Consider the following 24975-nt stretch of genomic DNA (forward strand, 5'->3'; position numbering starts at 1 on the left):
CAGATCCAACGGCGGTGCTACTGCGATTCGATCAGTCGGATCAGGGGCTGGCGTCACCCACGACGCCTTCGACGAACCAGTCCATGCCCAGCATCGAGCCGTCATCCAGGGTCTCGCCGGCGGCGACGCGGACGTTGCCTTCCTGGTCGCGGATCTCGCCGGTGAACACGTCCCACTCGCCTTCACGGATCTGCTCGGCAACGTCGCTGATCTGGTCGGCGATATCGCCCGGCACGTCGTCAGCCAGCGGCGCCAGGTCGACAATGCCGTCGTCCATGCCGCCCCAGTACGAACCAGGCTCGTAGGTGCCCGCAGCGACTGCCTCGATGATCGCGGTGTAGCGCGGGCCCCAGTTCCACACAGGTGCGGTGATGAACGCGTCGGGTGCGAAGTCGCGCATGTCGGAGTTGTAGGCGACCCATCGCGCCCCAGCGTCCTGCGCAGCGACACCCGCAGCCGTGGAGTCCTGGTGCATGGCGATGACATCGGCGCCGGCTTCCAGCAGGGCCTTGGCCGAGTCGCCCTCAACCGCCGGGTCGAACCAGGTAAAGGTCCAGATGACGCGGACCTCGGCTGACGGGTTGGTCTCGAGCACGCCGAGGGTGAAGGCGTTGATGCCTCGGATCACCTCAGGGATGGGGAACGCAGCCACGTAGCCCAACTGCCCGCTTTCGGTCATCGCACCTGCCGCCATGCCCGACAGGTACCGCGGCTGGTACATGCGGCCGAAGAAGTTGCCGAAGTTGGCATCGTTCATCTTGAAGCCCGAGGCGTGCTCGAACACGACGTCGGGGTACTCCTCGGACAGCTCGAGCATCGGGTCCATGTAGCCGAACGAGGTGCCGAAGATGACGTCTGCGTCCTCGTTCTCGATGAAGTCGACGGCGACTGCCTTGAAGTCTTCGGCGTTTTCCGGGACGCTCTCGACGAACAGCGTTCTCGCACCGGTTTGGTCTTCCGCGTATTGGCGACCTTGGTCGTGTGCCCAGTTCCAGCCGGCGTCACCGACGGGTCCCACCAGCACGAATGCCGCCGTGACGTCCTCGGGATCGCCATCGCCGCCGCCGCACGCTCCTCCTAGCAGAGCCACGCCGGTCAGAGCAATGGCGAGTCGTGTCAGAGTCCTCGAACGCATGATCTCCCTCTCCGTAAACGCCCGCGGAGGAACCCCGGAGCGGTTGACTTCGAGCCTAATCTTGCGCATCTGTGCCCGCGGCCACCGGCCGCAGACATCGCCAAGCGGCTCAGAATGGGTTGAGTTCGAGGCCGAGGACGTGGCGCCCCAGCTGATGGGTGACGCGGTCCTGATGCACATTGATGTGCACCGGCATGGCCCGGAAGTCCCGGTAGCGACGTTCGAATGCACCGCCTTCTCGCAGCGCTGTTCCGCCTTGAGTGCGATGCAGCAGCGACATGGCCTCATCGAGTTGCTCGACCGCCATCGAGGTCACGGCCATCTGTCGCAGGTAGTCCGCTTCGTCGGGAATGACACCGGCGGCGATGCGACGGTCGACCTCGTTGCACGCGGTCTCGACCGCGGCAGCGGCGCCAGCCAGCAGTGCTGCTGCGCGACCGAAGTTGACCTGCACCGTCGGTCGCTCGACCATCTTGCCGCCGATGATGACCCGGCGACCGCCGGCAGCGTCGGCTGCCTCTGCGAGAGCCCGGCGTACCAGGCCCACCGCCATCCAGGTGAGCCAAAGATCCGAGATGCCGACCCAGTCCTCCCGGTACCGGTGGTCCACCACCGGAACGCTGCGCAGCGACTCGGCGCGATTCACTCCGTACCAGGCGACGCAGTCGTTGAGGTTCACTGGCACGTCGGTGTAGTGGACGTCGTCGGTTGCCGAGGCCCGCAATCCGGCGCCGTCCCACGACGGATCGATCTTCAACCCCTCGGTCTTGGTGGACACGATGGTGAATCGGATGTCCATCGGGCGCACCGGCTTGCCGTCGGGGCCAGTGATGGCGAAGGCCACACCGCAATAGTCGGCGTAGCGGGCACCGGTGCCCCACCGGCCGGTCCCGTTCAGGATGGCCTGATCGCCTTCGATGCGTCCGTACACGGAGCTGCGCGCACCGCCGGGGAATGACACCCAATGGCCGTTGGTCACGATGTCGGTGAGGAAATCCTGCTGTTCGGGACCCATGGATCCGACGAACAGGTGGAACACGCACAGGTGATTCCACAGGCACCACGCCAGGCTGGGACAGCGGGCGGCCACCGCTTCGAGCTCGCGGCCCATGTGGAGCATCGTTTCCTCGACGCCGCCGATGTTCGGGGTAGCGGACATGCGCATGAAGTCGGTGCCCCGGATTGCCTCGATGACATCCGACGACACGGACCGGGTCCGGTCTGCCGTTTCTGCCTGCGCCTCGATCGCGTCCAGCAACGGCGCGATGCGTAGCCCCTCGGTCGGCGCCGGGGAGAAGTGCTCGACGAGCTCAACGCCGGATAGACCGGCGTCGTCGGACGACGTCAGGCTCGTCTCTTCGACTTCGGGTGCTCCCGCCATCGGGCCACAGTAGGTCGCAGCGGGCTCAGCCGCAGTGGCCGTTCGATGATGGCGGCACGTCGAGCATCGGGTTGCGGTCGAAGAAACCGTCGGGCACCAGCCCGAAGCTGACGTACTCGGTAGGCATCACCGGGAAGTCCTCGGGCCGGGCATCGTGGGTGATGCCGAATGTGTGCCACACCGTGACGTCGGTGCCGACGATCGGCCGGTCACCCGCCGTATAGCGCTCCAGCCCGTCGCCAGCGTTGCGCTGTGTGGGGAACCGGCCCGCGCCGTAGCGCTCGTCGGGGCGTGTCGGCGACACCCACAGGTTGTGCCGGCCGAAGGTGGCGCGTTCGGAATGCGGGCTGTCGTGGGCAGCAAACATCGTCGCGGTGGGTGGTGGCAAGAGCCGGAATGCCGTCGGGCGCCCGAGCCGGTTGATGTGGTCGGCGCTCTCGATCCGCCAGTACCGGCTGGACGACGAGTTGGTGTCGCGGCGAGCAGCCAACTCGCTCTCCAGCACCGTCTCACGAGCCGCGAACGCAGTGCCGTGCGGATTGTCTGGGCCCGGCGGCAGCGCTTCGGTGTTCACTTCGACCACCGTGTTCGCAGTGCCGTCGATCGCCATGTCCAATCGCACGCAAAAGACGTGCTGGTGAATCGGGGCGGACACGTGCGGGGCAACCTGCCGGGCGAAGGTCATGTCGTCGCCGTCGCGGTGCGAACGAGTGGTGAGGATGCCGGTCAACTTCACCTCATACCGAATCGAGCCGTCGAGGTAGAAGTACCAGAAGAACCCGTACTCGTAGTTCCCGACCGTGTGGATGGCGCTCACCACCAACCGGCGAGATCGGCGCACCTCGGTGGTGTCGGCATTCCAGTCGAAGTGCTTCCAGCCGATGCCGAAGTCCTCTTCGTGGATGCAGATCGCGTTCGGCGTTGTGACAACTGATCCATCGTCAAACACCTGGGCGGAGTCGAGATATGTGATCTCGCCAAGACAGTCGCAGCCCAACTCGAGTGAGTTGTTCATCAGGCCGAGGCCGAATTCTCCGGAGTCGAGCGCGTGCTTAAACGACTGCGACGGCCTGGTGTCGCCGTAGGGCACCACCATCTCGGCCAACGATGCCCGGTCGATGATCGGGCGGACCCGGCCGCCGTCGTCATACGCGATCCGGTGCAGCACCAAGCCTTCGGTGTCGTCCATGACCACGCGCATCGACCACTTCTGCCAGCGCAGATCGTTATCGTCGAGCGTGAAGCTGGTTCCCTCGGGCTGGGTGATCTCGATCGGGCGCAGGTCGGTGCGCATCGGCCCGAAATCCTCGGTGACGGCGTCAACGTCGTAGTTGCCCCGCTCCGAGCTCACCGGCCACTGGTCGAAGTCTTCGATGTGCAGCACCTCCAGCGTGTCGACGTCGACGTGCACCATCAGACCGTCGAGCGGGTAGGCGTAGCCGTTGTCGGCAGGGTTCGGGCGCCAGAAGGCTATGCAGCGCTGCACCCGCCGGCCCGTCTCGAAGTCGAAGCCGTAGTCGCCGGTCGGCCACGGGTCGATCTGGACTTGGGACGGATCAGTGATGCCCCGCTTGGCGATCGCCGCTGCGAATCCCGGGTCGGTCCGGCAGGCGTCCATCACGGCGAACAGTTCCGCCATGCCAACCCGCGGCACGACGCCAGGATGGTGCTCCCAGGAGTCGACCTCGCCGCGGGTCACCGAGACCACGGCGGTGTACACCTCGCCGTTCTCGCGTACCACGACCTCGAAGCGGCGATCGGTGTCGGCTTCGGGCGTCCAGGCCGCGACCTCGGCCTTGGGCGGCTCCCAGATGCAGAATCCGTGGAAACGTGCGTTGTCGCTGATGCGCCCGCTGCGACGCAGCACCTCGATGGCAGCATGGGCTTCCGCTTCGGTCATCATCGACAGCGGATGACGCGGTGGCGTGGCCGCATCATCGCTGGGCCGTTCGAGCAAGGTCTCGGTCATGGGATCACGCTACGTGGCGGCCGGCTGGTACGCGGACTCTCCGGATGCGATCGGTAGTGTCGCTCGCTACGGCTCCGGGCTCGACGGGCAGGCAGACGGGCTGGTGATGGGGGTCCTCAGGTTGTGACGGATGGGGATCTTCGCAGCCGTGTCCGACGCCACCTCGAGATCGTTTACCCCGCGCTGCCCGCAGACGGGATCGTCGACGATGTGCTCGCAGCCATCGGCGGGGACCCGGCCGATGAGGTGCCCGACGCCGGGCCGCGTTGGGATCAGCGAGACATCGCTGTAATCACCTATGCCGACTCGATAACCGAGGCGGGCAGGGTTCCGATGCACACCCTGGGTGAGATGCTCGACGACCTGACGGGCGATGTCGTGACCGTCGTGCACGTGCTGCCGTTCTACCCGGCGAGCTCCGATGGCGGCTTCGCTGTCACCGACCACCGAGCAGTCGACCCCCGGCTCGGCAGCTGGGAGGACATCACAGCGCTCAGCGACACCTACACGGTGATGGCTGACCTCGTCGTGAACCATGTCAGCGCCGATCACCCTTGGATGGATCAGTTCTGCGGGGGGGAGATGCCGGGCAGTCGCAACCTGCTCACCGCGGAGCCCGAGGATGACACCTCGAGCGTGGTGCGACCACGAACAACCCCACTGCTGCGCGAGGTCGAAACCCCCGACGGCCGCCGGCTGCTGTGGTGCACCTTCAGCCATGACCAGATCGACCTGAACTTTGCCGAACCCGAAGTCCTGCTGGACCTGTTGCGCACTGTCGCATGCCTCGTTGACGCCGGTGTGCGCTGGTTCCGCCTCGACGCCATCGCCTATCTCTGGAAAGAGCCGGGCACCTCATGCGTGAACCTGCCCCAGACCCACGAGATCGTCAAGCTGCTGCGAACGCTGCTGGATGCATGCTGTCCTGGCTCGGTCATCATCACCGAGACCAATGTGCCTCACGACCAGAACGTGGCCTATTGGGGCTCAGGCGATGAAGCCCACCTCGTCTACAACTTCAGCCTCCCCCCGTTGGTCGCCCACACGATGCTGTCGGGGTCCGCCGTCGCGTTGCAGCAGTGGCTCACTCGACTGGAGCCGCCGCCAGCGGGAGCGTCGTACTTCAACTTCATCGCCAGCCACGACGGGATCGGGCTGCGTCCGGTAGAGGGATTGTTGACGGATGCACAAATCTTCCGGCTCATCGCGGCGGCCCACAGCGCGGGCGGCACTCACTCGGAGTTCGACACCCCTGCTGGACCCAAGGCGTACGAGCTGAACGTCTCGCTGTGGGATCTGTTCGCCGGCGACCGGGACGCGCTCGGCGTCGCGCAGTTCCTTGCCGCGCACACGGTCATGCTGAGCCTCGCCGGCATTCCTGCGGTGTACGTGCATGCGTTGCTGGGCACCCCCAGCTACTGGACACCGATCAGCGATCCGCCTCGCATCGTCACCGATCACGGCCTGCCGCCTGTCGAGCAGAACAAGCGCACGATCAACCGGCGCAAGCTGACGCTCGACGAGGCAGTCGACCTGCTCGGCGCACAGGACGGCGTTCGTCGCAGGGTGCTGGTGGAACTGGTGCGGCGGATGCTGGTGCGGCGCGGCCAGCCAGCGTTCCATCCCGACAGCGCGCAGGTGTCGATGGACTTGGGCTCCCGGGCGTTCGGCGTGATCCGGGGCGGGCCGCAATGGGAACAGACGGTGGTTTCGGTCACCAACGTCTCGCACAATCAGCTCCCCATCGACTTCGAAGTGCTGTCCGGGCTGTGCCCGCCCGGCAGTGCGGGGGCGCAGTTCGACGACGAAGGCTGCGTGGATCTTCTCGAGGACCGGGTGTACGACCCGGGTTCGCGTGCATCCCTGACAGCGGGCCAGACGATCTGGCTGTGCTTGGAAGCCGAGCGCAGGGAGCCTGCGCTGGCAGACCGGGAGGCAACCCCGCAGCGCTAGGCATTGTCCAACTCGACTGCGTCGTAGAGCTGTTCGAGCACTCCGTCGACGGCGCTTTGCACCCGCGACCAGTTCGGGATGAACGGTGTTTCCATCGGATCGTTCAGGAACTCGTCGCCTGCTTCCATGATCGCTGCCGCGAACAGCTCCACGGCGGTCTCCTCGGCATGGAGATCGAAGTCGAAGCCGTTGAACGAGGCATCGTTGCGGTAGTGGCTGACGAGGTCCAAAGCGTTGCGGTAATAGACGGCTTTCACGGTGCGGAAGGTCTCGGTGCCCAGCACTGTGCCGTCGATCGCCAGCTTGCGATAGATGGCCTTTGCGATGTCGCGGCTCATCTTGTGGAGCCCGGCGTTCGCATTCTCCACCGACAGCTCCTGATGCTTGTGGTCGTACCGATCTGCTATGTCGACCTGGCAGATCCGGCGCCCTTGGTAGATGCGGTATACCTCCGACAGCACGCCGATCTCGAGACCCCAGTCGCTCGGAATGCGAATGCTGCGCGTCATGTCGAGCTTCATCGCGAACTCGCCGGCAAGCGGGTAGCGGAACCCATCGAGATACCGCAGGTAGTGGTGCTCGCCAATGGTGGCGCGCAGTGCTCTCAACAACGGCGTGACCAGCAGGCGTACCACCCGCCCGTTCATCCGCCCGTTCGCGCCGAGGCCGTCTGCGGATACATCGCCGCTGGCTCGGTAGTAGTAGCCCTTCGAGAACGAATAGCCGAATGTGGGGTCCAGGATCGGGTACAGCAGCCGTGCCAGCATCCCGCGGTCGTAAGTGAGGATGTCGGCGTCGTGCAGCGCCACGTTCTCGCAGCGGCCTGACGCCAGGAAGTAGCCGAGGCAGTACCAGACGTTTCGGCCCTTGCCCGGCTCGGCGGGGGCGAGCACCCGATCGGCCAGCTGTTCGTCGATGTCGCGCAGCCGAGGTCCGTCATTCCACAGCAGTCGGGTGCGCTGGGGCAGGCGGGCGAAGAACTGCTTTGCCTCGGCAAACTCCGCAGCATTTGCTCGGTCGATGCCGATGATGATCTCGTCGAGGTACGTGATCTTGGCGATCTCGTCGACGATGTGGCCGAGCGCCGGTCCGCCGAGTTCGCTGTACAGCGCCGGAATGATGAGGGCGATGGGACTGCGGCGCGACCGCTCGAACAAGTCGGCTTCGAAGCTCTCGACGGGGCGATCGCTCAGCCGGTGGAGCGTCGCGATCGACTCGTGCTGCTGGAAATCGGCCACATCGTGCCCCGTCGGTTGACCGCGTGCAACCTACCGTGCCCGCCGTTGCCGGTCGCCAGATCGCGGAGGGTCGCGCGGTATCGTGCGCCATGGTCTCGACACCGCAGCAAACGCCGGTCGGTTTCCCGTCTCTGGAGGCCAAATTCGCCGCCGACGGCCTTACGTTCGACGATGTGCTGCTGGTGCCCGCAGCATCCGACGTGCTGCCCGACACGGTGGACACAGCGACCCGTTTCAGCCGCAGGATCACGCTCGCGGTGCCCCTCGTCAGCGCTGCCATGGACACTGTGACCGAGGCCCGGCTGGCGATCGCCATGGCCCGCCACGGGGGCATCGGAGTCATCCACCGAAACCTGGGTCTTGCCGACCAGGCAGCGGAAGTGGACCGGGTGAAGCGCTCGGAGTCCGGGATGATCGTTGAGCCGATCACGCTCGGGCCCCACGATCTGGTCTCGGATGCAGAAGCGCTGATGGCGCGCTTCAAGATCAGCGGCGTGCCCATCACCGACCCAGCGGGGAAGCTGGTGGGAATCCTCACAAACCGAGACCTCCGCTTCGAGACCGACTGGTCGCGCCCGATTCACGAAGTGATGACCTCTGTGGGGCTGGTCACGGCGAAAGCACCGACCACGCTCGAAGACGCCCAAGTCGTGCTGGCGCGCCACCGCATCGAGAAGCTCCCGATCGTCGACGACAACTTTCGCCTCGTCGGGCTGATCACGGTGAAGGACATCCAGAAGCGGATCCAGTTCCCGAACGCGTCCAAGGACAAGCTCGGGCGGCTGCTCGTCGCCGCAGCCGTCGGCACGGGACCAGACACGTTTGACCGGGTCGCGGCGCTGGTCGAACGAGACGTCGACGCCATCGTGGTCGACACTGCCCACGGTCACAGCCGTGATGTCATCGAGATGGTCGCGAAGATCAAGGCCAATCACGGCACCGAAGTCGTGGCCGGCAATGTGGCAACTGGCGATGCGGCCCGGGCACTCATCGATGCCGGCGCGGACGCGATCAAGGTCGGCATCGGACCAGGCTCGATCTGCACGACGCGGGTCGTTGCCGGGGTCGGCGTGCCACAGATCTCTGCGGTGTTCGACTGTGCGGCAGCGGCGTCGGAATCCGGTGTGCCGGTCATCGCCGACGGCGGCATGCAATTCTCGGGCGACTTGGCCAAGGCGATCGCAGCGGGCGCCGATTGCGCGATGGTCGGGAGCCTGCTCGCTGGCACCGACGAGTCGCCCGGCGAGGTCGTGCTGTACCAGGGCGAGCGCTTCAAGGAATATCGAGGCATGGGCTCGGTCGGCGCCATGAAGGGCCGCAGCTTCTCGAAGGACCGCTATTTCCAGGACGGCCGAGACGCCGACGAACTGGTCCCCGAGGGCATCGAGGGACGTGTGGCCTACAAGGGCCCGCTGTCAGGCGTGCTGCACCAGCTGGTTGGCGGCCTGCGCCAGGCCATGGGCTACTGCGGCGCCTCGACGATCGATCACATGCGCACGCGCACCCTATTCGTACGTGTCACCGCGGCGGCCCTGCGAGAGAGCCACCCCCACGACATCATCATCACCAAAGAGGCACCCAACTACAGCGCTCCGAACTAGCCGGCAGCGAGTGCCTGGAGGCGTTCCCACTCGTCGATGAGGCTGCTGTCGGTCTTACGGACGGTGTCGCCGAGCCATCGGGTCAGCTCCACGATGTCGTCGCTGCGGTGATGTTCGGGGATGTTTCGCGAGAGTGCTTTGTAAGCGTCGCTGAGGTAGCGGAGGAGCACTCCTTCGGAGCCTTTGATGCCGTAGTGGTTGACGTACTCGCGGAACGTCATGACGCGCTCGTACATGTCACGGGCGACTGATTTGGGGCGGACGTTCTCGTTGCCAAGCCAGGGGTGGTTGGTCGACCAGGCGTTGAAGCTGTCGTAGAGCCAGTCGCGCAGCGGCTTGGGCCATTCGACCTCTTCGAGGCGCTCCATGCGCTCTTCGTATTCGATGCCTTCGGCCTTCATCTCAGCCAGCAGGTCGGTGCGGGCCATGTCCCGCTGACGCTCCAGCACGACGGTCGGATTCTCGAGCGTTGACTCCAGCACGCTGAGCACATCCAGCGCGTAGGTCGGCTCGTCCCGGTCGAGAAACTCGATCGCGTCGAGTGCGAATGGCGACAGCGGGTGGGTCAAGTCGAACTCCAGCTGCAGATCGACGTTGACGCGCACGAGCCGGTCCTCATCATCGGGCTCGTCGAGCTGCTCGACGACACTTGCGGCCACCAGCGCCCGGTAGATCGAGATCGCACGACGGATGTGGCTGCGATTGGACTTGCGCGTCTCATGGTTGTCGATGAGCAGTCGCTTCATTGCGGCACGGCCGTCACCGGGCCGGTCCAGTACGTGCATGAGCATCGAGTGCGAGACGTCAAAGCGGGATTGCAGGGCTTCAGGTTGGCCTGATGCCAGCCGCTCGAAGGTGTCGGCGTTCCATGCCACATAACCGCGCTTGGGAGCCGATGGGCGCCGGACCTTGCGGAGCTTGGCCGGGTCGTCGCCGAACTTCTCGCGGGCCTTCTCAAGAGCGATGGCGTACTCCACTTCGTGCTCTGGGGCCTGGCACCACACGAAGCCCTCGTGGTCAAAGCCTCGCCTACCGGCCCGTCCGGCGATCTGCTGGAAGTCGCGCACCGTCAGGGTGCGGGTGTCGCGCCCGTCGTACTTGCAGAGCTGTGTGAACACGACCGTTCGGATGGGGACGTTCACGCCGACGCCGAGCGTGTCGGTGCCGCAGATCAGCTTGAGCAGGCCCATGCCAGCCAGCCGTTCGACCAGCATCCTGTACTTCGGCAGCATCCCTGCGTGGTGCACACCGATGCCGGCCTTGACGAATCGTTGAACGTCGCGCCCGAAAGGCGAATCGAAGCCGAAGCCGACGATCTCGGCGGCGACCGCAGCCTTCTCGTCCTTCGTGAGCACGTTCATGCTGGTCAGCGCCTGGGCACGCTCGTTGGCGGCTCTCTGGGTGAAGTGGACGATGTAGGCGGGTACACGCCGCAGTTCCAGCAGTTCTTCAAGCGACTGGTGCAGGGTCGTCTCGCGGTAGGTGAAGGTGAGCGGCACCGGACGCTCTGCCCCCGTCACGGTCGCGACCTCGCGGCCCGAGCGACGTCGCAGATCCTCGGCGAAACGTGTCGTCGGCCCCAGCGTCGCGCTCATGAGCACCATCTGTGAGCGAGTCAGTTCGAGCAAGGGCACCTGCCAGGCCCAGCCCCGATCCCGATCGGAATAGAAGTGGAACTCGTCCATGACAACGCTGTCGACCGGGGCGTCGGCGCCGTGGCTCAGAGCAAGATTGGCAAGGATCTCCTGCGTGCAGCACACCACCGGCGCGTCAGGATTCACCGCACCGTCGCCGGTGACCATGCCGACGTTGTGCGCCCCCAACTCGCCGCACAGGGCGAAGAACTTCTCCGACACCAGTGCCTTGACTGGCGCCGTGTAGTAGCTGCGATGGCCACGGGCGACCGCTTCGAAGTGCGCCGCAAGTCCGACGAGTGATTTCCCGGAACCGGTTGGTGTGGTGATGATGACGTGGTTGCCGTCGAAGATCTCGAGGATCGCGTCTTCCTGAGCCGGATACAGCTCTAGGCCGATTTCGGCGGTGTAGGCCAGAAACGCGTCCAACAGCGAGTCGGGATCGGGCTCGCGTGGCAGAAACACCGCCAACCGTCCCGCTGCCGATGCCGTGTCTGCCATCGGTATCGGAGGCTATGTCCGAGGTCGCGGTGCTGGTGATGTGTGGCGGCGTAACCGGACTTCAGGCGCTGCGGCCAGGCCAGGCTTCGGGGTTGAGCATGTTCGGCGGCTGGGCGCCGTCGAGGGCCGTCATGACTTCTGCCACGGCGTGGGTGAAGATGCGGCGACGACCGGCGTTCGTGGCAGAGGCGACATGCGGGGTGACAACCACGTCGGGGCGACCCAGCAGCGGGTGATCCGGCGGCAGCGGCTCGGGCTCGCTGACATCGAGTGCCGCTGCACGGACTCGTCCCGAATCCAGAGCCGCCAAGAGCGCATCCTGATCCACTAAGCCGCCGCGTGATGTGTTGACGACGTAGACGCCTTCGCGCATCGCCGCGAGCAAGTCGGCATTCACCAGATGCCGGGTCGCGTCGCTCAGCGGAGCGTGCACCGACAGGACGTGAGCATCGGCGGCGGCGGCGGCGGGTGTGTTCGCGCGCCGTGCACCGAGGGCGGCGAAGCGCTCGTCGCTGGCGTAGGGGTCGTAGGCCACGATGTTCATGCCGACCGCTGACATCACGCGGGCGACGTAGCCGCCGATGCGTCCGAGCCCCAACAGCGCGAGCGTCGAACCGTCCAGTTCCAAGTGGCTGTGGCGCGCCCAGTAGTCGCCGTCGCCGGCTTCGTGCCGATCGACCGACTCGCGGACTCCCTTGGTTGCAGCGAAGATCAACGCCACCGCGTGTTCGGCGGTTGAGACCGTCGGTCCGTCGGGCGTGTTGCACGCGGCGATGCCGTAAGCGGTGGCGTCGTCGAGGTCTAAGTTGTCGTAGCCGATCCCCGCACGAGCAATCACACGCAGGTTCGGCGCACGTTCGTAGACGGTGCGGTTGTAGCGGATCGCGGCGCCGACGATGGCGCCGTGGGCGCTTTCGATGCCCTCCAGCGGGTCGTCGCCACGCACATCAACAATGCGGGCCTTCCCGTCGAGCAGCTCGCGCAGCAGAGTGCCCGCAGGACGGTCAAACCAGACAATCGGCAGCTCGGCCGACTCGTATTCCATGGCGTCAGTATTGCTCTGCATCTCAGGCGGCAGCAGGCCCATCCAACTCAGCGAGGCCGCTGAGCGGCTCGCTACCGTTGTTCCGGTTGTTGCTGGCGAGCATCCGCACCCGAGTGAGGCGAACCCCATGCAAGTCGACGATGTGGTGATTCACGACACCGAGCAATATGCGGCCGGGGGCTATCCGTGGGCCGAGTGGGACCTGCTGCGCTCCGAGGCTCCGGTCTACTGGTATGTGCGCGACAACATCGTCCCGTTCTGGGCGATCACCCGCTACTCCGACGTGAGGTGGGTGTCGGGTCAGAACCGCACGTTCATCAACGGAGGCGGGCGCCTGCGTCTGGCTGACGCCGACCGCGACCTGCGTTTCTGGACGAAGTACCGCCAACGGATGATCGAGATCGGCTGGGACCCCGACGAGCCGCCGGACTTTATCTTCAAGGACCGTCCCGACCACTGGGATCTGCGTCGCCTGGTGGTGCCGGAGTTCACGCCGAAGGCGATGCGCAGCCGGTCCGAGTCCTTGGAGCGCCACGCCCAGCGCTTCGCCGAGCAGTTCATGGCCCGCATTGCGACTGAGGGCACGGCGGACTTGGTGGAAGACTTGGCAGTGAAGCTGCCGCTGGCAGCGATCTGCGAGATGGTCGGCGTCTCCGCCGACGATTGGTCCCAGGTGCACGCCTGGACCGCCGTGTTGTTCGACGATCCCGATCTGGACCGGTTCTGCGAGCCGGGCGAGGCTCACGACGACATGCGGGCGCGCATGATCCGCGAGTTCGACACGTGGATCGGCGGCCTGATCAGGCAACGACGCAGCGTTGGCGCCCACGGCCGGGATCTGGTGAGCATCCTGCTGCGCTCGGAGATCGAGTCGGGCCTGCTCACGCCCCAGCAGCTGGTCGGCTACCTGCGCCTGATGATCGCCGCCGGGAATGAGACGACCCGCAACGCGGCCAGCGGCGGGACGATCGCACTGCTGGAGCATCGCGACCAGCTCGACCTGCTCAACGAGCGGATCGACGACGACCGGCGTACTGACGCCGGCGACGCCGGCGGGGCGGTCGAGGCAGCGGTGGAGGAGATCCTGCGCTGGACGTCACCCGTGATCCAGTTCGCACGCACCTGCACGGTCGACACCGAATTAGGAGGCCAGAAGATCAAAGCGGGCGAGCACGTCGGCGTGTGGTACCCGTCGGCTAACCGTGACGAGCGCCAATTCCCCGATCCCTACCGCTTCGACATTCAGCGCACCCCGAACGATCACCTTGCATTCGGGCACGGCGCCCACTTCTGCCTAGGCGTACACCTGGCGCGCTGGGAGCTGCGGGCGTTTTTCCGCGTGGTGGCGCCGCTGCTCGACGGGTTGAAGCTCGCGGGCGGCCAATCGCGCATCGGCCACCTCCACGTCGGCCCGATCAAGCACCAGATGGTCGTTCCGCGCACCTGAGGGTCCGGGTTTGTGAACGCCTCGCCGCGCACGTAGGAGCGCCGATCCACCAGAGTCCGGCGCCAGGTCCGCTACTAGCGTCGGCACGCATGACGACGACCGACGTAGTGGTGACCGGGCTCAGGTTCGGCGAAGGCCCCCGCTGGCGAGACGGCAAGCTGTGGTACAGCGACTTTTACCGCCACGGAATCTTCACCGTGATGCCCGACGGCCACGAGGAGCTGATCCACAGCGTGCCGACCCAGCCATCGGGACTGGGCTGGCTGCCGAACGGGGACCTGCTGTTCGTGTCGATGCTCGACCGGCAGCTCCGGCGACTCGACGCCGGTGGCAATGAGTCGCTTCATGCCGACCTGTCGCACATCGCCGGCGGGCCCTGCAACGACATGGTGGTAGCTGACGACGGCACCGCGTATGTCGGCAACTTCGGCTTTGACGACAGCGCGGGGGAGACTTTTGCGCAGGCCACCTTGGCCATCGTGGCCCCTGACGGGACGGCGCGGCCAGGACCAGATGGCTTCGACTTCCCCAACGGCACGGTCATCGATCCCACGGGGCGACACATGGTGGTTGCCGAGAGCTACGGCCGTCGCATGACCGCGTTCGACATCGAGCCCGATGGCTCGCTCAGCGGCCGCCGCACGTTCGCCGAACTCGGCGAGCGGGTGCCCGATGGCATCTGCTTGGACGAGACCGGCGGCATCTGGGTGGCAGATCCCCTGAACGCCAGCTGCTTCCGGGTGGTGGATGGCGGCGAGGTCACCGACGTCATCGAGCTGGAGCTGAACTGCTTCGCGTGCATGCTCGGCGACGACGATCGACGCACCCTCTACATGGTCACCGCACCGACATCACGGCCACCCGCCGATCAACCCCCGCGGGGTCGCATCGAAACCGTCCGGGTCGACATTCCCGGCGCCGGCCTGCCCTAGCCCGCGTTCCCTAGCCGTCGGCGGCGCCCAGGCGACGCAGGTGGCCGGAGCGGATCTCGGCGGTCTGGCCCTGGACGAGCAGGAACAAGGCCTCGCGTGCGAGGCGCTGCGCGTGATGGCCGAGCGTGATGGCACGCCCGCCTACCGATGACACGAGCGCGCTCGTCGCGCGGATGCCCACGTACCCGACCTGTGCACGGCGTTCTGGCATGTCGTCCACCTCGGCGGCGTGCAGGGTCCGGCGTGCCGTGTCGAGTTCCGCGTCAAGCGGTGATGGACCCAGCAGTGCCAACGCTCGCGAGGCAACCCCCAGCATGAGCGCCCCGTTGGTTCGCAGTCCCAGGCGGTAGCCAGCCAGCCACTCGTCGTAACCAATGACCTCGACGACAGAGTCGTCGCCGATGATGTGGCCGTCGAAATGCAGCTCGACAGTGACCGACGAGTCCACCGCGGCCAGACTCAGCCGGCGCGACTGCAACGTGTGCACCTCGGTTGCCGGGATCAGCATCCAGACCAGACGGTCCGCGGTGTGGGCAGCGGTCAGCACGGCGTCGATATGGCCCCACCCGGTCACGAAGGGCGCCACACCACGCAGTGACCAGCCACCGCCAGAACGTTCCGCAAACAGGCAAGGCTCAGGGCGCAGGACATGCGCGAACGCCACTCCGCTGCGGGACTTGCCGGTCGCAAGAGCACGGGCCCAGCGATCGTGCAGCGGCGAGCCCCCAGGCATACGCGCAGCGGCCGCCGACCCGCCGCCGTGCTGCGCCCAGACGAATGCCGTGGTGAGGCAGCCCCCAGCCAGCGCCTCGAGAATCGCGAGCCGTTCGAGTTCATCGAAGCCGCAGCCGCCGACCTCGCGTGGCGTCCACAAGCCGTAGAAACCGGCGTCGCGCAACAAGTCCAGATTTTCCCCGGGCACCGTTCTGGCTGCGTCCACATCCAGCGAGCGCCCAAGAAGCACGTCTCCCGCGAGCTGCCGTGCTGTGTGCAGCAACGCGTTTGCGTCAGGCGGTGCCTCGGGATCCATGTAGCTCAAGGATGCACCGGCGACAGCAACATGCCTCGGGTCAATCGGAACGACGAACCAGCGCTCTCAGGCGTCTGTCCCCTCGGCAGGCTTGCGCCACATGAGGGCATTGCGCCGCATGATGGCGACGAGGGCATCGTCCTGGTTGTAGGCGCGGTGCTCGAACAGCACGATGCCCTGATCGGGTTTGCTCTTCGAACCCCGAGCTGACACGACCTCGCTCTCGACACGCAGCGTGTCGCCGTGGAACACCGGCGCGGGGAAGTCCATGCGCTCGAAGCCCAGGTTGGCGACGGTGGTGCCGTGCGTGGTCTCGTGCACTGAAATGCCGACGACGACTGCGGCAGTGAACATCGAGTTCACGAGCGGCTTGCCGAACTGGGTCTCCGTGCGGGCGTACTCGAAGTCCAGGTGGAGGGCCGCCGGGTTCATGGTCATGGTCGTGAACATGACGTTGTCGGCTTCGGTGACGGATCGCCGAAGCCGATGGTGGATCACCAGCCCCGGTGTCAGTTCTTCGAACCACAAGCCGCCGTGCGGGCGTGGAGCATTGCTCATCAGGCAGCTCCTTGTCCTTTAGTTGAAGTGTCCGATGCGCCGACGCCGAGAGCGTCGGCGATGCCGGGCACCTCGCAGGCCTGGTCGAGTTCGATCTCGGTGTGGACCACCGGGTTCTGGTGCGGGCCGGCGCACCACGAAGGCATCACCATCGTGTACAGGCCCTTGCCGCCCGCTTGGAACACCACGATCCGACTCGGGTCCTTGAGAATCGGCACCATCTCGTCGGGCGGCGAGTCGTTCCCAAGATGGAACACGGACCCCATGCGGACGAGCATGGCCGTCGAGTTGGCGGCCCGAGCAGCGAGTTCGGCCTGGACGTCCTCACGGCTCAGTCCTGCCTGGGCCAGCACGGCCGTGTGGTCCGGATTCATGATCACCACGAGCGAGCCGTGGCGAAGGTGTGCGTTGTTGCTGCCTGGATTCGCCATCACGGCGGCGATCACGTTCAGCAGGCGGTTGGCCGACTCGGGATCGTCGGCGTCGCCGGTGAAGAACGTCGAGTGGGGCGCCTCGGCGCCTGTCACGATCACGGCGCTCTGGTCGGGTTCGTAGCCGAACGACGTATGCAGCGGCGCGAACGGACTGTTCTCGGTGTCCTCTGCAATGCAGTAGGTGAACTTGCCCGGATGGCCGTGAAGCGCCATATCGGAGACCCCCGGGCGGGCGCCGCCGATATTCATCATCGCCAGTCGCAGCCCCCGACCGATGGAGGCATTGGCCCGATGGCCCGGACCCAGCGCCCCGAATCCCGAGGCAACCTCTCCGCATTGGTGCCGAGCGGGCCCGCACACCACGATGAGCGGCGCGGTGCAGTGGGTGGTGCTCTGCATCTCGGTCAGGTCGAACTCGGGTTTGCACACGGCTCGCACTGCGGCGACGACAACCGGCACGTGGTCGGGCAAGCAGCCCGCCATGACGGCCGCTGTGGCCACCTTCTCAACGCTCGCCACACCGTGCGCGGGACCCATGACGCCCAACTCGACGTCGGGATCGAGCCCAGTCGCGAGCACCATCGCGGCCACTCGTTCAGGAGTCGGGATGACGACCGGCAGACCGTCGGTGAGCCCGAGCGCGTGCAGTTCTTCGAGCGCGTCGGCCTCGCTTCGGGCCTCCAAGAGCGTCACGGCTTGATCAGTTCGTTACGGCGCCGCTCAGGATCGCCACGATCTGTGGCGCGATGTCGGCTGCCACCCGAGCCATGTTGTCCTCGCCGCTGCCAGCGACCGGATGCGGCAGCCGGATGCGGGGAATAGCCGGCATGCCGGTGGCGGCGGCCACGAAGTCGCCTTGAGGCCAGAACGCATCGGTGACGAGTGCGATGGCGGGAATGCCCTGCCGGGCGACTGAGATGCTGTCACGCACGGTGCCAGAGGTGCAGCTGCCTCAATGGCCGTACGCCGCGATCACCGCACCGCATTCGGAGCGGATGTCGGCGAGCATCGGTTCGCCGACAACCGACGAGGCGTCGCCCTTGTCGTAGCGGTAGAACGACGCAGCCGGAAGCCCTTCGGCAAGCGCCTTCTCAACATGGTCGAGGAAGCGGACGCTGTCAGGGAAGCCATTGGCGACCAGGCCGATGGTGATCGGCTGATCGAGCCGTGTGCTCAAGCTGTACGGCTCGGGCGCAGTCTTTGCCTCGCCCCGCGGATCATGGAAGGTGAGGGTGCTCATGGGTCCAGTCTGACACCCGCGCCGCAGGCGCGCGTGCTGTGGGGATCAGTGGTCGTGACCGGACGGCCGGGCCGCGTACCGCTCGGCGCGGTTGGCGAGCGCCTGAGCGGCCAACAGCCCGTGGTCGGCTACTGCCTGTTCGAGTGCAATGAGCCAGCAGCGGTAGTAGTCCCAGGCCTCGGGTACCTCGTCGCTGTGAGTGGTCGCCTCCCATGTGGCGATGGTCACGATGAGGTGCTCCCGGAACTCATCCCACGTCAAATGACCACCGTCGACGAGGTCGGCCGCGAGACCGAATGTCCGGGCTTGCCAGGGCTCGGAGAAAACCAGTTCGCCGTTGTCACGCGGCGGTGCGGCATCGGTGCCTTCCAGCAGCTCGATGCTCATGAGCGAAGCGTCACTGACCGTCGGGATCGGTGGCCCGAGCCACACCGATCATCGAGTCCCGCGTCACCAGCTCCGCCAAGCGCTCAACCGGCCATCCGTCAGTGCCTGATGGTCGCTCAGGCAGCACCAAGAACCGGGTCTCTGAGCTGGAATCCCAGATGCGCACCTTCGTCTCAGGCTCAAGTTCCAGGCCCATTTCGACAAGAACCGCACGCGGCTCGCGCACCACGCGGGCCCGGTACTCGGGACTCTTGTACCAATTCGGCGGCAGCCCCAGCAGCGCCCACGGGTAGCACGAGCACAGCGTGCAGACCACAACGTTGTGCACGCCGGGCTCGTTGGCCTTCACTTCGATGTGTTCGATTTCGGGACCGCGCATGCCCATCTCGGCCACGACTGTGTCGGCGTCGTCGAGCAGGCGCTTGCGCAGTGCCGGGTCGGCCCAGGCGCGGGCTACCAGATCGGCGCCGATCATCGGGCCGATGTCGTGCTCGAATCGTCGGATCGTCGCGTCGATCCTCTCCCGATCGGCCAGGCCCTTCTCGACCAACAGGTCTTCGAGCGCCTCGACGCGGATGTCCGGCGACGAGGCGTCGTGATGATCGTGGCCGTGATCGTGGCCGTGGCCGTGTTCGTCGTGCATGGGTTCCTCCGTCGCCGCGCCTCAGTCGTCGTCTGCTGCCGTGAGATAGCACTCGTAGAGGTCGACGTGAATGGTGGTGTCCTGCTCAGCGCCTTTGCCCCAAAGCGCTTGGGCGTCGTAGCCCACGCAGTACACGTGCTGTGGCCGTTCGCCCATGTCATGCGCTGTGCTGTCGGGCAGCACCTCGGCGGGATGCAGCTTGACAACCGTGCCCCGCTTGCCCACGACGTACCCCGGCAGCCGAGTATGGCCAATTTGTGCCGGTGGCGGTGCCGGTGCCACCACCCGATCCCCGACGCTGAAACGGGGAGCATCGTCAAGTTCGCGCCGAACCGTGCGGCGTTCCGGTGCCGGCGTGAGCCGATCCGCTGGCAGCAGATCCGGGTCCAGAGCGGCGACCAGGGTCACGCGCTGGACCGGGGATGACGCAGTGGCCTCTGCAGCGGGCAGATCGGTGCGTTCGGCCACCCGGCTCGCCATCTCATCAGGACTGATCACGCCGTACTCAGCGAGCAGCACCTCGAAGCCCGCGAGCCAGCGTCCGTAGTAGCCGTGGCTGAAGTAGTCATCGGGCCCCAGACGTTCCAGTACGTAACGGAACTCCCCGGGCCGGCGAGCCGTGGAGGCAGTCACGGCGCCGAGCAGACCGAAGACGCGCCGTTCCCAATCGGCGTGAAACGGCGGCTCGTGCGGATCGTGGGGCACCGGTCCGTATCCGGGGGCGCCGCCGAGGTCGTGAACACGGCGCTCATGGGAATTGGGTTGCATCGGCCACAGCTTCGCACCTGCGGCGATCGTCGCCGCAGTTCGACACTCCGGCGGTCATTCGGCGTTCGCTGCAGTTGGGCGATACCGCCAGTGTCTGGAGGGGCCATGTTGTTAGGTTGCGTGAATGCCTGAGTTCGTGCTGGCAGTCGACCTCGACGGGGTGTGCGCGCAGCACACCGAGGCGTTCCGGCGAGTTGTCGCGCGTGAGCGGAACGTCAGTGAAGACACTTTGCCACTGGTGCGCAGCTGGAGCTTCTCCGAGTGGGGCTTCAGTGAGGGCGACTTCGAAGAGCTGCACAAGGTGGCGGTCCTCGAGTACCGCATGTTTCGCGACATGGAGCCAATGGCAGGATGCTCGGAGGCGCTGTGGCGGCTGTCCGATGCCGGGGTCTGGATCCGAATCGTGACGCACCGGCTTTACACCAGCTGGGGCCACCGGGTCACCGTGAGCGACACGGTGGAATGGCTTGACCGGCAGCGCATTCCCTACCGGGATATCTGCTTCCTCGCCGACAAGTCGGTGGTGAACGCCGACGCTCACATCGAGGATGCGCCGCACAACATCGAGGCCATCCGAGCTGCCGGCGGTCATGTCATCGCATTCGACCAGCCGTACAACGCTCACGTTGACGGCCCACGTGCCCACGACTGGACCGAGGTGGAGGAGATGATCGTGGAGCTGATGGCGGCGGCCGGAAGTGCTGTGGCGCGCCCGCTGCCTGGCATGGATGCGGGCTCGGACCGGCTCGAGTTGCGCACCCGGGAAACGACATGAGCAGCACTCCAAGTGCATCAGCAATGTCGCCACCGATCGACGCGGCAACGGTGGTCGTCTTGCGAGACGCTGAGCCGGCTGCGGCGCCCGGGCACGGCTTCGACCTTGCGGCGAGCGACGTCGGCGCGCACATCGAAGTGCTCATGCTGCGCCGAAACTCACGCGGTTTCTTCGGCGGCATGTGGGTGTTTCCCGGGGGCCGGGTCGATCCGCCCGACAGGGAAAATCCCGGCGACATCGTGATTCCCTGCGATCCCCGCACGGTGGATGGTGCAGCAGGACTTCACAACGGCGACGCCCGCGGCTTTTGCACGGCGGCGATCCGAGAGGCGCACGAGGAGGCAGGCATCGACCTCTCAAGTGCCGGTTTGGTGCATTTGGCCCACTGGCTGCCGCCCCCAATCCGGCCCAAGCGCTTCTCGACCCAGTTCTTCATCTGCGCGGCCCCCGCCGAACTGGACGCCGTGACCGTTGACGGCAGCGAGATCCTCGACCACGCTTGGGTCTCGCCTGCTGCTGCGCTCGCCCGCAGGGCAGCGGGAGAGATCGAGTTCGTCACGCCCACGTTTGTGACCTTGACGTGGCTGTCGGGCTTCAGCCGCACCGCAGACGTTCTGGCCTCCGTGAGCGGACATACCTGCTTCCACACCGAGATCATCCAGTCACCCGAGCCCGACCCGGGCCATGTCGCGGTCTATGTCGGCGACGTTGCCTTTCCCGACGGCGACATCGACACGCCCGGTCCGCGTCGTCGCTGCACCATGGTCCGTTCTGGCTGGCGCTGGGAAGAACACGACGGCACCGCCGCCGCCACACGCTGAAGCCGCCTCAGCTGCTCGCTTGCAATTGCCGGGCGGCGCCCCTGAGGCGGGCGATTTGGTGTTCTTGGGGCGGGCCGTCGGGGCCGCCGCCGGGGCGGGCAGCCCGGAAGTCGACGGCGGCTGTCGCCGGATCGGCGCCGAATGCGACCATCGTCAGAATGCCGATGACCGCCGTGCGGGCCATACCTGCGCCGCAATGCACGAGCACGCTGTCGCCGCGCTCCATTGCTGCGACGACGGAGGCCACAACCTTGAGGACCGGCTCATCACTCGTCACGCTGCCGTCCGGCGTCGGCAGCCACAGGGCACGAGGGTTGCCGGTTTCGTCGCTGCGCGATTCGAGCCACACGCCGTACTCCGGATAGCGCAGCTCGATCTCGCGGCTTGTCAGCATGCACACCAAAACCGATGCACCTACGCGGTCGAGCGCCGCCTGCGCGTCCGGCCCGACCGCGGAGAAGTTCGTCACGAACAACCGGCCCGTGTCCTGGGCGGCTTTGAGCGGGATCTCGTCAATGCGGTGCAGCACGGCGCCCGCTACGCGTCGTTCTTGTGGAACCGGACTGAGCTGCTGTCGCGTTTCGAGAAGCGCGCAAAGCGGGGCTTCGGCTCTTCGGGAGGCTCTGGCAACGGCGGCCACGCATCAGACAGCTCCTGCTGGCCGGTGCGGCGCAACTCTTCGAGCTCGTCGCGGCTGTAGGGCTCTGGCCGGGGATCGAGTGCCCGGTAGCGAGCCTCGGCGCTCGCAAAGTTCGCCTCGGTGAGCAGGTCGTCGATCAGCGTGCAGGCCTCCCAGTCGGCGCGAGGTCCGAGATACACGTACCCATCAGCAACATCGCGCAGCCGCAGCGAGGTCTCGGCACCGTCGACCGAGCCGCGTACCTCAGTCATCGCGACGCTGCCGAGCGACGAGGCCACGAGATCCAATCCGAAGCGGATGTCGGTGCTGCCACGCCCCTCGGGAGAGCGAGAGACCAGCTCCTCAACGCGCTCCGTCGCAGCGGAGTCGGCCACTGCTCCGTGGAAGACGACTCGCCGACAGCCATCACTCATCCAGCGCCACAGGAGGTTTCCCGCGGAGGTTGTGGGTGTGCCGTCAGCCCACTCGACGAGGCCAGTGGTGGTGGAGGCGATGTTCATGTACACGATCGCCCGCTCTCCCCGGCGCAGCACCTCCGCGGTGAGCACGCTGGCGGCATGGAACGCCGACATGTCGCGGTAGTGCCCGCCGAGCCACCAATTGCGAAGCCCGAGCTCGGCGGCTGAGCGACCGTCGAGCAGATCCGGGTCTTCCACGTAGGTCGGCAGGCCGAGCGCGATCACACGGATGGGCCGCCGGTCCGAGTCTCGACGGCGTTCTGCTTGATTGTGTTTCCAGACGGCGTGCAGCACGTCGGCGTACTCCTGGTAGCCGAATCCAGCGCCGAGCAGGTCGACAAAGAGGTCGACGCAGGCGCGGCCGTCCCAAGCTGACGCTTCGGTCAGGGCATCGAGTTCGGCCTGACGGCGCGAATTGGTGAACTCCCAGGCGAGGTTGGAGACTCCGTTGTCGGCCAGCTCGCCGAGCGTGCCCGCCAAGAAGCGCAGATGCTGGCGAACCCCGATCTGGTCGCCCAGCAGGACGACCTGGTGTCGACCGCAAATGTCGCCGAGGTACTCCTCGGGCGATGCGATCGCGGAAGGAGGCCGCTCGTCGTCGGTGGGGGCATCGGGCGGCACTGCCAATGAGTCTGCCCGGAATCCGACCGGAACCTGACAGTGCGATTGCCCTAGGAGGGTGGTCGGAAAGTCCGGGGGTGGGTCCTCGTGTTGGGGGGCGTGATCGCGGATGATGGTGGGGTGCGCGGTTCGGCTGATGGTCAGGGTTCGATTTTCGATGTCGGGGTGTTGGTGGGCGGCCTGCTCGACACCGAGGGGTTCTTGGTGACGTTGGGGCAGGCTCGGGGCGAGCTGTTCTGTGATGCCGATTTTGATGCGTTGTATGCGTCTGGCCGGGGTCGGCCGTCGCATCCGCCGTCGGTGGTGGCGGCGTTGTTGTTGTTGCAGTTGTTCTATGGCGTGTCGGACCGTGAGGCGCAGCGGCGTTCGCGGTTCGACATGTCGTGGAAAGCGGCTTTGGGTTTGCCGCTGGAGCATCGGGGGATTGCTCATGTGGTGCTGGTGGAGTTCCGGGCGCGTCTGGTTCGCGCCGGGATGGAGTCCTTTTTGGGGGATCGTGTCAAGATCGCTGCCAAGCGCGCCGGGGTGATCGGCCATCGCCGCACGATGGACTCGACCGGTGTGGCGGACTGCGTGCTGACCCAGGACACGATCACGCTCATCAGGTCCGGGGTCCGCAGGTGCGTCGGGGTGCTGGGCGGGATCGACGCCGATGCCGGGGCGGAGCTGGCGGGGCTGTTGTCGCGTGACGACTACGACCGGGGGGCCAAGCCGCAGATCATGTGGGCAGACCCCCAAGCACGGGCGGCTCTGGTCGCGGAGCTGTTCGGCGACGCCGAGACCGTCATCGGGTTCTGCGCCCGTTTCGGGGACCCGGGCCTGGCTGGGGCGGTCGAGCTGTTGAGGGTCGTGGCGGGCCAGGACATCGAGATCGCCGCCGACGACGACGGAGCCCAGACCCCGCGGATAGCTCAACGGGTGGCCCCGGACCGGGTCATCTCCACGGTCGATCCCGACGCTCGGCACGGGCACCGTTCGCGCACCGACCGCTACGACGGCTACAAGCTGCACGTGTCCGCGGATGTGGACTCGGACCTGGTCTGCTCAGCGGCCGCGACGCTCGCGACCACCCACGACGCCGCTGTGATCGAAGACCTCATCGACGCCGACCCGGTCCCGGTCGCCGAGATCATCGCCGACACCCACTACGGATCGGGGCCCACCCGCCAAGCGATGGCCGACCGAGGCATCCACCTCGTCGCCCCCGCCCAGCCGATCCCGACCCGCGGCGACAAGCTCACCAAAGCCGACTTCGACATCGACCTCGAAGCAGCGACGGTCACCTGCCCGCAAGGGAACACCGCACCCATCCCGCCGCCGCGGGGCGCCAAACGGCGCCAGGCGCGGTTCGCAGCAACCGATTGTGCAGCATGCGAGCTCAAGCCCCGATGCACCACACGCGACGGCGGCCGAATCGTCGAGATCAACCCCCACGAAGAACTCCTCGCCCCCGCAAGAGCGCAACGATGGACACCGGAGTTCCTCAGCCGATACCGACTGCGAACCCAAGCCGAACGCAAAATCGCTCAGATCAAGTCCCGCACCAAAAACGTCCCCTGGCGCGGCCTCGACAAGGCCAACCTGTGGCTCGACCTGCGAATCGCCGCCCTCAACCTCGACCGCGCCGGCCGCCTCGGCATCATCAGGTAAAACACCCGCCCCGACCGGCGACCCCGGCCCCCACTGGCCGACCGACGATGCGCCTGGGCATCATCAAGCAGAACACCCGCGCCCAACCCACCCCGAACCACCGACCAGACAACC

22 protein-coding genes and 1 pseudogene are annotated in these 24975 nt (G+C 66.4%); 8 read left to right on the forward strand and 15 right to left on the reverse strand.

The features are described 5' to 3' along the window. Positions 1 to 40: 40 nt before the first annotated feature. The 3 genes from ACPXYO_RS05855 to ACPXYO_RS05865 form a co-directional block, all read right to left on the reverse strand. The gene (locus ACPXYO_RS05855) at positions 41 to 1135 is read right to left on the reverse strand and encodes a BMP family ABC transporter substrate-binding protein (protein ID WP_423917601.1); all 1095 of its coding nucleotides are present in this window, start codon (positions 1133 to 1135) and stop codon (positions 41 to 43) included. 109 nt (positions 1136 to 1244) lie between these two features. Further along, positions 1245 to 2516, reverse strand: a complete 1272-nt coding sequence (locus tag ACPXYO_RS05860; protein WP_423917603.1) for an acyl-CoA dehydrogenase family protein — start codon at positions 2514 to 2516, stop codon at positions 1245 to 1247. Between the two features lie 25 nt (positions 2517 to 2541). Next, positions 2542 to 4485, reverse strand: a complete 1944-nt coding sequence (locus ACPXYO_RS05865) for a primary-amine oxidase (RefSeq protein ID WP_423917606.1) — start codon at positions 4483 to 4485, stop codon at positions 2542 to 2544. On the opposite strand from ACPXYO_RS05865, the gene ACPXYO_RS05870 reads away from it, so the two are divergent. Together ACPXYO_RS05870 and ACPXYO_RS05875 are read left to right on the forward strand one after the other, a co-directional pair. Further along, positions 4484 to 4612, forward strand: a complete 129-nt coding sequence (locus ACPXYO_RS05870; RefSeq protein ID WP_423917609.1) for a hypothetical protein — start codon at positions 4484 to 4486, stop codon at positions 4610 to 4612. The genes ACPXYO_RS05865 and ACPXYO_RS05870 overlap by 2 nt on opposite strands. Next, positions 4609 to 6438 (forward strand): alpha-amylase family glycosyl hydrolase, encoded by a 1830-nt coding sequence (locus ACPXYO_RS05875; protein WP_423917612.1) that lies wholly within the window; start codon positions 4609 to 4611, stop codon positions 6436 to 6438. The genes ACPXYO_RS05870 and ACPXYO_RS05875 overlap by 4 nt, the downstream gene beginning before the upstream one ends. Here ACPXYO_RS05875 and ACPXYO_RS05880 read toward each other — a convergent pair. Then, positions 6435 to 7676 carry a glycosyl transferase gene (locus tag ACPXYO_RS05880; protein WP_423917615.1) on the reverse strand — a complete coding sequence of 414 codons (1242 nt, stop codon included), beginning with the start codon at positions 7674 to 7676 and terminating at the stop codon, positions 6435 to 6437. The genes ACPXYO_RS05875 and ACPXYO_RS05880 overlap by 4 nt on opposite strands. An 89-nt stretch (positions 7677 to 7765) precedes the next feature. Here ACPXYO_RS05880 and guaB point away from each other — a divergent pair, with 89 nt between their 5' ends. Next, the gene (gene guaB / locus ACPXYO_RS05885; protein WP_423917617.1) at positions 7766 to 9277 is read left to right on the forward strand and encodes an IMP dehydrogenase; all 1512 of its coding nucleotides are present in this window, start codon (positions 7766 to 7768) and stop codon (positions 9275 to 9277) included. Between the two features lie 14 nt (positions 9278 to 9291). Here the strand turns inward: guaB and ACPXYO_RS05890 are convergent. Both ACPXYO_RS05890 and ACPXYO_RS05895 read right to left on the reverse strand, forming a co-directional pair. Further along, a pseudogene (locus tag ACPXYO_RS05890) lies at positions 9292 to 11412 on the reverse strand (DEAD/DEAH box helicase); the annotation flags it as partial. 61 nt (positions 11413 to 11473) lie between these two features. Then, on the reverse strand, positions 11474 to 12457 hold the full coding sequence (locus tag ACPXYO_RS05895) for an NAD(P)-dependent oxidoreductase (RefSeq protein WP_423917620.1): 984 nt from the start codon (positions 12455 to 12457) through the stop codon (positions 11474 to 11476). A gap of 127 nt (positions 12458 to 12584) precedes the next feature. Between ACPXYO_RS05895 and ACPXYO_RS05900 the strand changes: the two genes are divergently transcribed. Both ACPXYO_RS05900 and ACPXYO_RS05905 read left to right on the forward strand, forming a co-directional pair. Further along, positions 12585 to 13904: a cytochrome P450 gene (locus ACPXYO_RS05900; protein WP_423917622.1), complete on the forward strand. Its 1320-nt coding sequence runs from the start codon at positions 12585 to 12587 to the stop codon at positions 13902 to 13904. A gap of 89 nt (positions 13905 to 13993) precedes the next feature. Then, a complete protein-coding gene (locus tag ACPXYO_RS05905) occupies positions 13994 to 14836 on the forward strand; it encodes an SMP-30/gluconolactonase/LRE family protein (protein WP_423917625.1) in 843 nt (280 codons plus the stop codon). Between the two features lie 10 nt (positions 14837 to 14846). Here ACPXYO_RS05905 and ACPXYO_RS05910 read toward each other — a convergent pair whose 3' ends face one another. The 7 genes from ACPXYO_RS05910 to nthB form a co-directional block, all read right to left on the reverse strand. Next, entirely contained in the window at positions 14847 to 15866 is a 1020-nt protein-coding gene (locus ACPXYO_RS05910) for an acyl-CoA dehydrogenase family protein (RefSeq protein ID WP_423917628.1), read from the reverse strand. 66 nt (positions 15867 to 15932) lie between these two features. Continuing rightward, complete coding sequence (locus ACPXYO_RS05915; RefSeq protein ID WP_423917631.1) at positions 15933 to 16424, reverse strand: MaoC family dehydratase; 492 nt, start codon at positions 16422 to 16424, stop codon at positions 15933 to 15935. Continuing rightward, a complete protein-coding gene (locus tag ACPXYO_RS05920; RefSeq protein ID WP_423917634.1) occupies positions 16424 to 17551 on the reverse strand; it encodes a hypothetical protein in 1128 nt (375 codons plus the stop codon). The genes ACPXYO_RS05915 and ACPXYO_RS05920 overlap by 1 nt, the downstream gene beginning before the upstream one ends. 7 nt (positions 17552 to 17558) lie before the next feature. Further along, positions 17559 to 18098: a UGSC family (seleno)protein gene (locus tag ACPXYO_RS05925; RefSeq protein ID WP_423917636.1), complete on the reverse strand. Its 540-nt coding sequence runs from the start codon at positions 18096 to 18098 to the stop codon at positions 17559 to 17561. A 45-nt stretch (positions 18099 to 18143) separates the two neighbouring features. Continuing rightward, positions 18144 to 18485, reverse strand: a complete 342-nt coding sequence (locus tag ACPXYO_RS05930; RefSeq protein ID WP_423917639.1) for a nitrile hydratase accessory protein — start codon at positions 18483 to 18485, stop codon at positions 18144 to 18146. Between the two features lie 10 nt (positions 18486 to 18495). Continuing rightward, positions 18496 to 19128, reverse strand: coding sequence for a nitrile hydratase subunit alpha (gene nthA / locus ACPXYO_RS05935; RefSeq protein WP_423917642.1), 633 nt, complete (start codon positions 19126 to 19128; stop codon positions 18496 to 18498). A 21-nt stretch (positions 19129 to 19149) separates the two neighbouring features. Continuing rightward, positions 19150 to 19896: a nitrile hydratase subunit beta gene (gene nthB / locus ACPXYO_RS05940; RefSeq protein ID WP_423917645.1), complete on the reverse strand. Its 747-nt coding sequence runs from the start codon at positions 19894 to 19896 to the stop codon at positions 19150 to 19152. A gap of 124 nt (positions 19897 to 20020) precedes the next feature. Here nthB and ACPXYO_RS05945 point away from each other — a divergent pair, with 124 nt between their 5' ends. Together ACPXYO_RS05945 and ACPXYO_RS05950 are read left to right on the forward strand one after the other, a co-directional pair. Further along, entirely contained in the window at positions 20021 to 20671 is a 651-nt protein-coding gene (locus ACPXYO_RS05945; protein WP_423917648.1) for a 5' nucleotidase, NT5C type, read from the forward strand. Beyond that, positions 20668 to 21492: an NUDIX hydrolase gene (locus tag ACPXYO_RS05950; protein WP_423917651.1), complete on the forward strand. Its 825-nt coding sequence runs from the start codon at positions 20668 to 20670 to the stop codon at positions 21490 to 21492. The genes ACPXYO_RS05945 and ACPXYO_RS05950 overlap by 4 nt, the downstream gene beginning before the upstream one ends. A gap of 7 nt (positions 21493 to 21499) precedes the next feature. Here the strand turns inward: ACPXYO_RS05950 and ACPXYO_RS05955 are convergent, their stop codons facing one another. After that, positions 21500 to 22021: a protein-tyrosine phosphatase family protein gene (locus ACPXYO_RS05955; RefSeq protein ID WP_423917654.1), complete on the reverse strand. Its 522-nt coding sequence runs from the start codon at positions 22019 to 22021 to the stop codon at positions 21500 to 21502. Positions 22022 to 22029: 8 nt separating this feature from the next. Continuing rightward, complete coding sequence (locus tag ACPXYO_RS05960; RefSeq protein ID WP_423917656.1) at positions 22030 to 23211, reverse strand: hypothetical protein; 1182 nt, start codon at positions 23209 to 23211, stop codon at positions 22030 to 22032. A 99-nt stretch (positions 23212 to 23310) separates the two neighbouring features. Between ACPXYO_RS05960 and ACPXYO_RS05965 the strand changes: the two genes are divergently transcribed. Continuing rightward, positions 23311 to 24861, forward strand: coding sequence for a transposase (locus tag ACPXYO_RS05965; protein WP_423917481.1), 1551 nt, complete (start codon positions 23311 to 23313; stop codon positions 24859 to 24861). The last annotated feature ends 114 nt before the right edge of the window (positions 24862 to 24975 follow it).

It is taken from the genome of Candidatus Poriferisodalis sp., from assembly GCF_965237655.1.
Classification (GTDB): Bacteria; Actinomycetota; Acidimicrobiia; order Acidimicrobiales; family Poriferisodalaceae; genus Poriferisodalis.

Bases quoted from the DNA above. Each gene is read 5' to 3' on its own strand.
- ACPXYO_RS05910 (WP_423917628.1), bottom strand. From the start codon at position 15,866: ATGGATCCCGAGGCACCGCCTGACGCAAACGCGTTGCTGCACACAGCA.
- guaB (WP_423917617.1), top strand. From the start codon at position 7,766: ATGGTCTCGACACCGCAGCAAACGCCGGTCGGTTTCCCGTCTCTGGAG.
- ACPXYO_RS05915 (WP_423917631.1), bottom strand. From the start codon at position 16,424: ATGAGCAATGCTCCACGCCCGCACGGCGGCTTGTGGTTCGAAGAACTG.
- ACPXYO_RS05870 (WP_423917609.1), top strand. From the start codon at position 4,484: ATGGGATCACGCTACGTGGCGGCCGGCTGGTACGCGGACTCTCCGGAT.
- ACPXYO_RS05930 (WP_423917639.1), bottom strand. From the start codon at position 18,485: ATGAGCATCGAGCTGCTGGAAGGCACCGATGCCGCACCGCCGCGTGAC.
- ACPXYO_RS05860 (WP_423917603.1), bottom strand. From the start codon at position 2,516: ATGGCGGGAGCACCCGAAGTCGAAGAGACGAGCCTGACGTCGTCCGAC.
- ACPXYO_RS05905 (WP_423917625.1), top strand. From the start codon at position 13,994: ATGACGACGACCGACGTAGTGGTGACCGGGCTCAGGTTCGGCGAAGGC.
- nthA (WP_423917642.1), bottom strand. From the start codon at position 19,128: ATGCACGACGAACACGGCCACGGCCACGATCACGGCCACGATCATCAC.
- ACPXYO_RS05950 (WP_423917651.1), top strand. From the start codon at position 20,668: ATGAGCAGCACTCCAAGTGCATCAGCAATGTCGCCACCGATCGACGCG.
- ACPXYO_RS05900 (WP_423917622.1), top strand. From the start codon at position 12,585: ATGCAAGTCGACGATGTGGTGATTCACGACACCGAGCAATATGCGGCC.
- ACPXYO_RS05945 (WP_423917648.1), top strand. From the start codon at position 20,021: ATGCCTGAGTTCGTGCTGGCAGTCGACCTCGACGGGGTGTGCGCGCAG.
- ACPXYO_RS05895 (WP_423917620.1), bottom strand. From the start codon at position 12,457: ATGGAATACGAGTCGGCCGAGCTGCCGATTGTCTGGTTTGACCGTCCT.
- nthB (WP_423917645.1), bottom strand. From the start codon at position 19,896: ATGCAACCCAATTCCCATGAGCGCCGTGTTCACGACCTCGGCGGCGCC.
- ACPXYO_RS05865 (WP_423917606.1), bottom strand. From the start codon at position 4,485: ATGACCGAGACCTTGCTCGAACGGCCCAGCGATGATGCGGCCACGCCA.
- ACPXYO_RS05855 (WP_423917601.1), bottom strand. From the start codon at position 1,135: ATGCGTTCGAGGACTCTGACACGACTCGCCATTGCTCTGACCGGCGTG.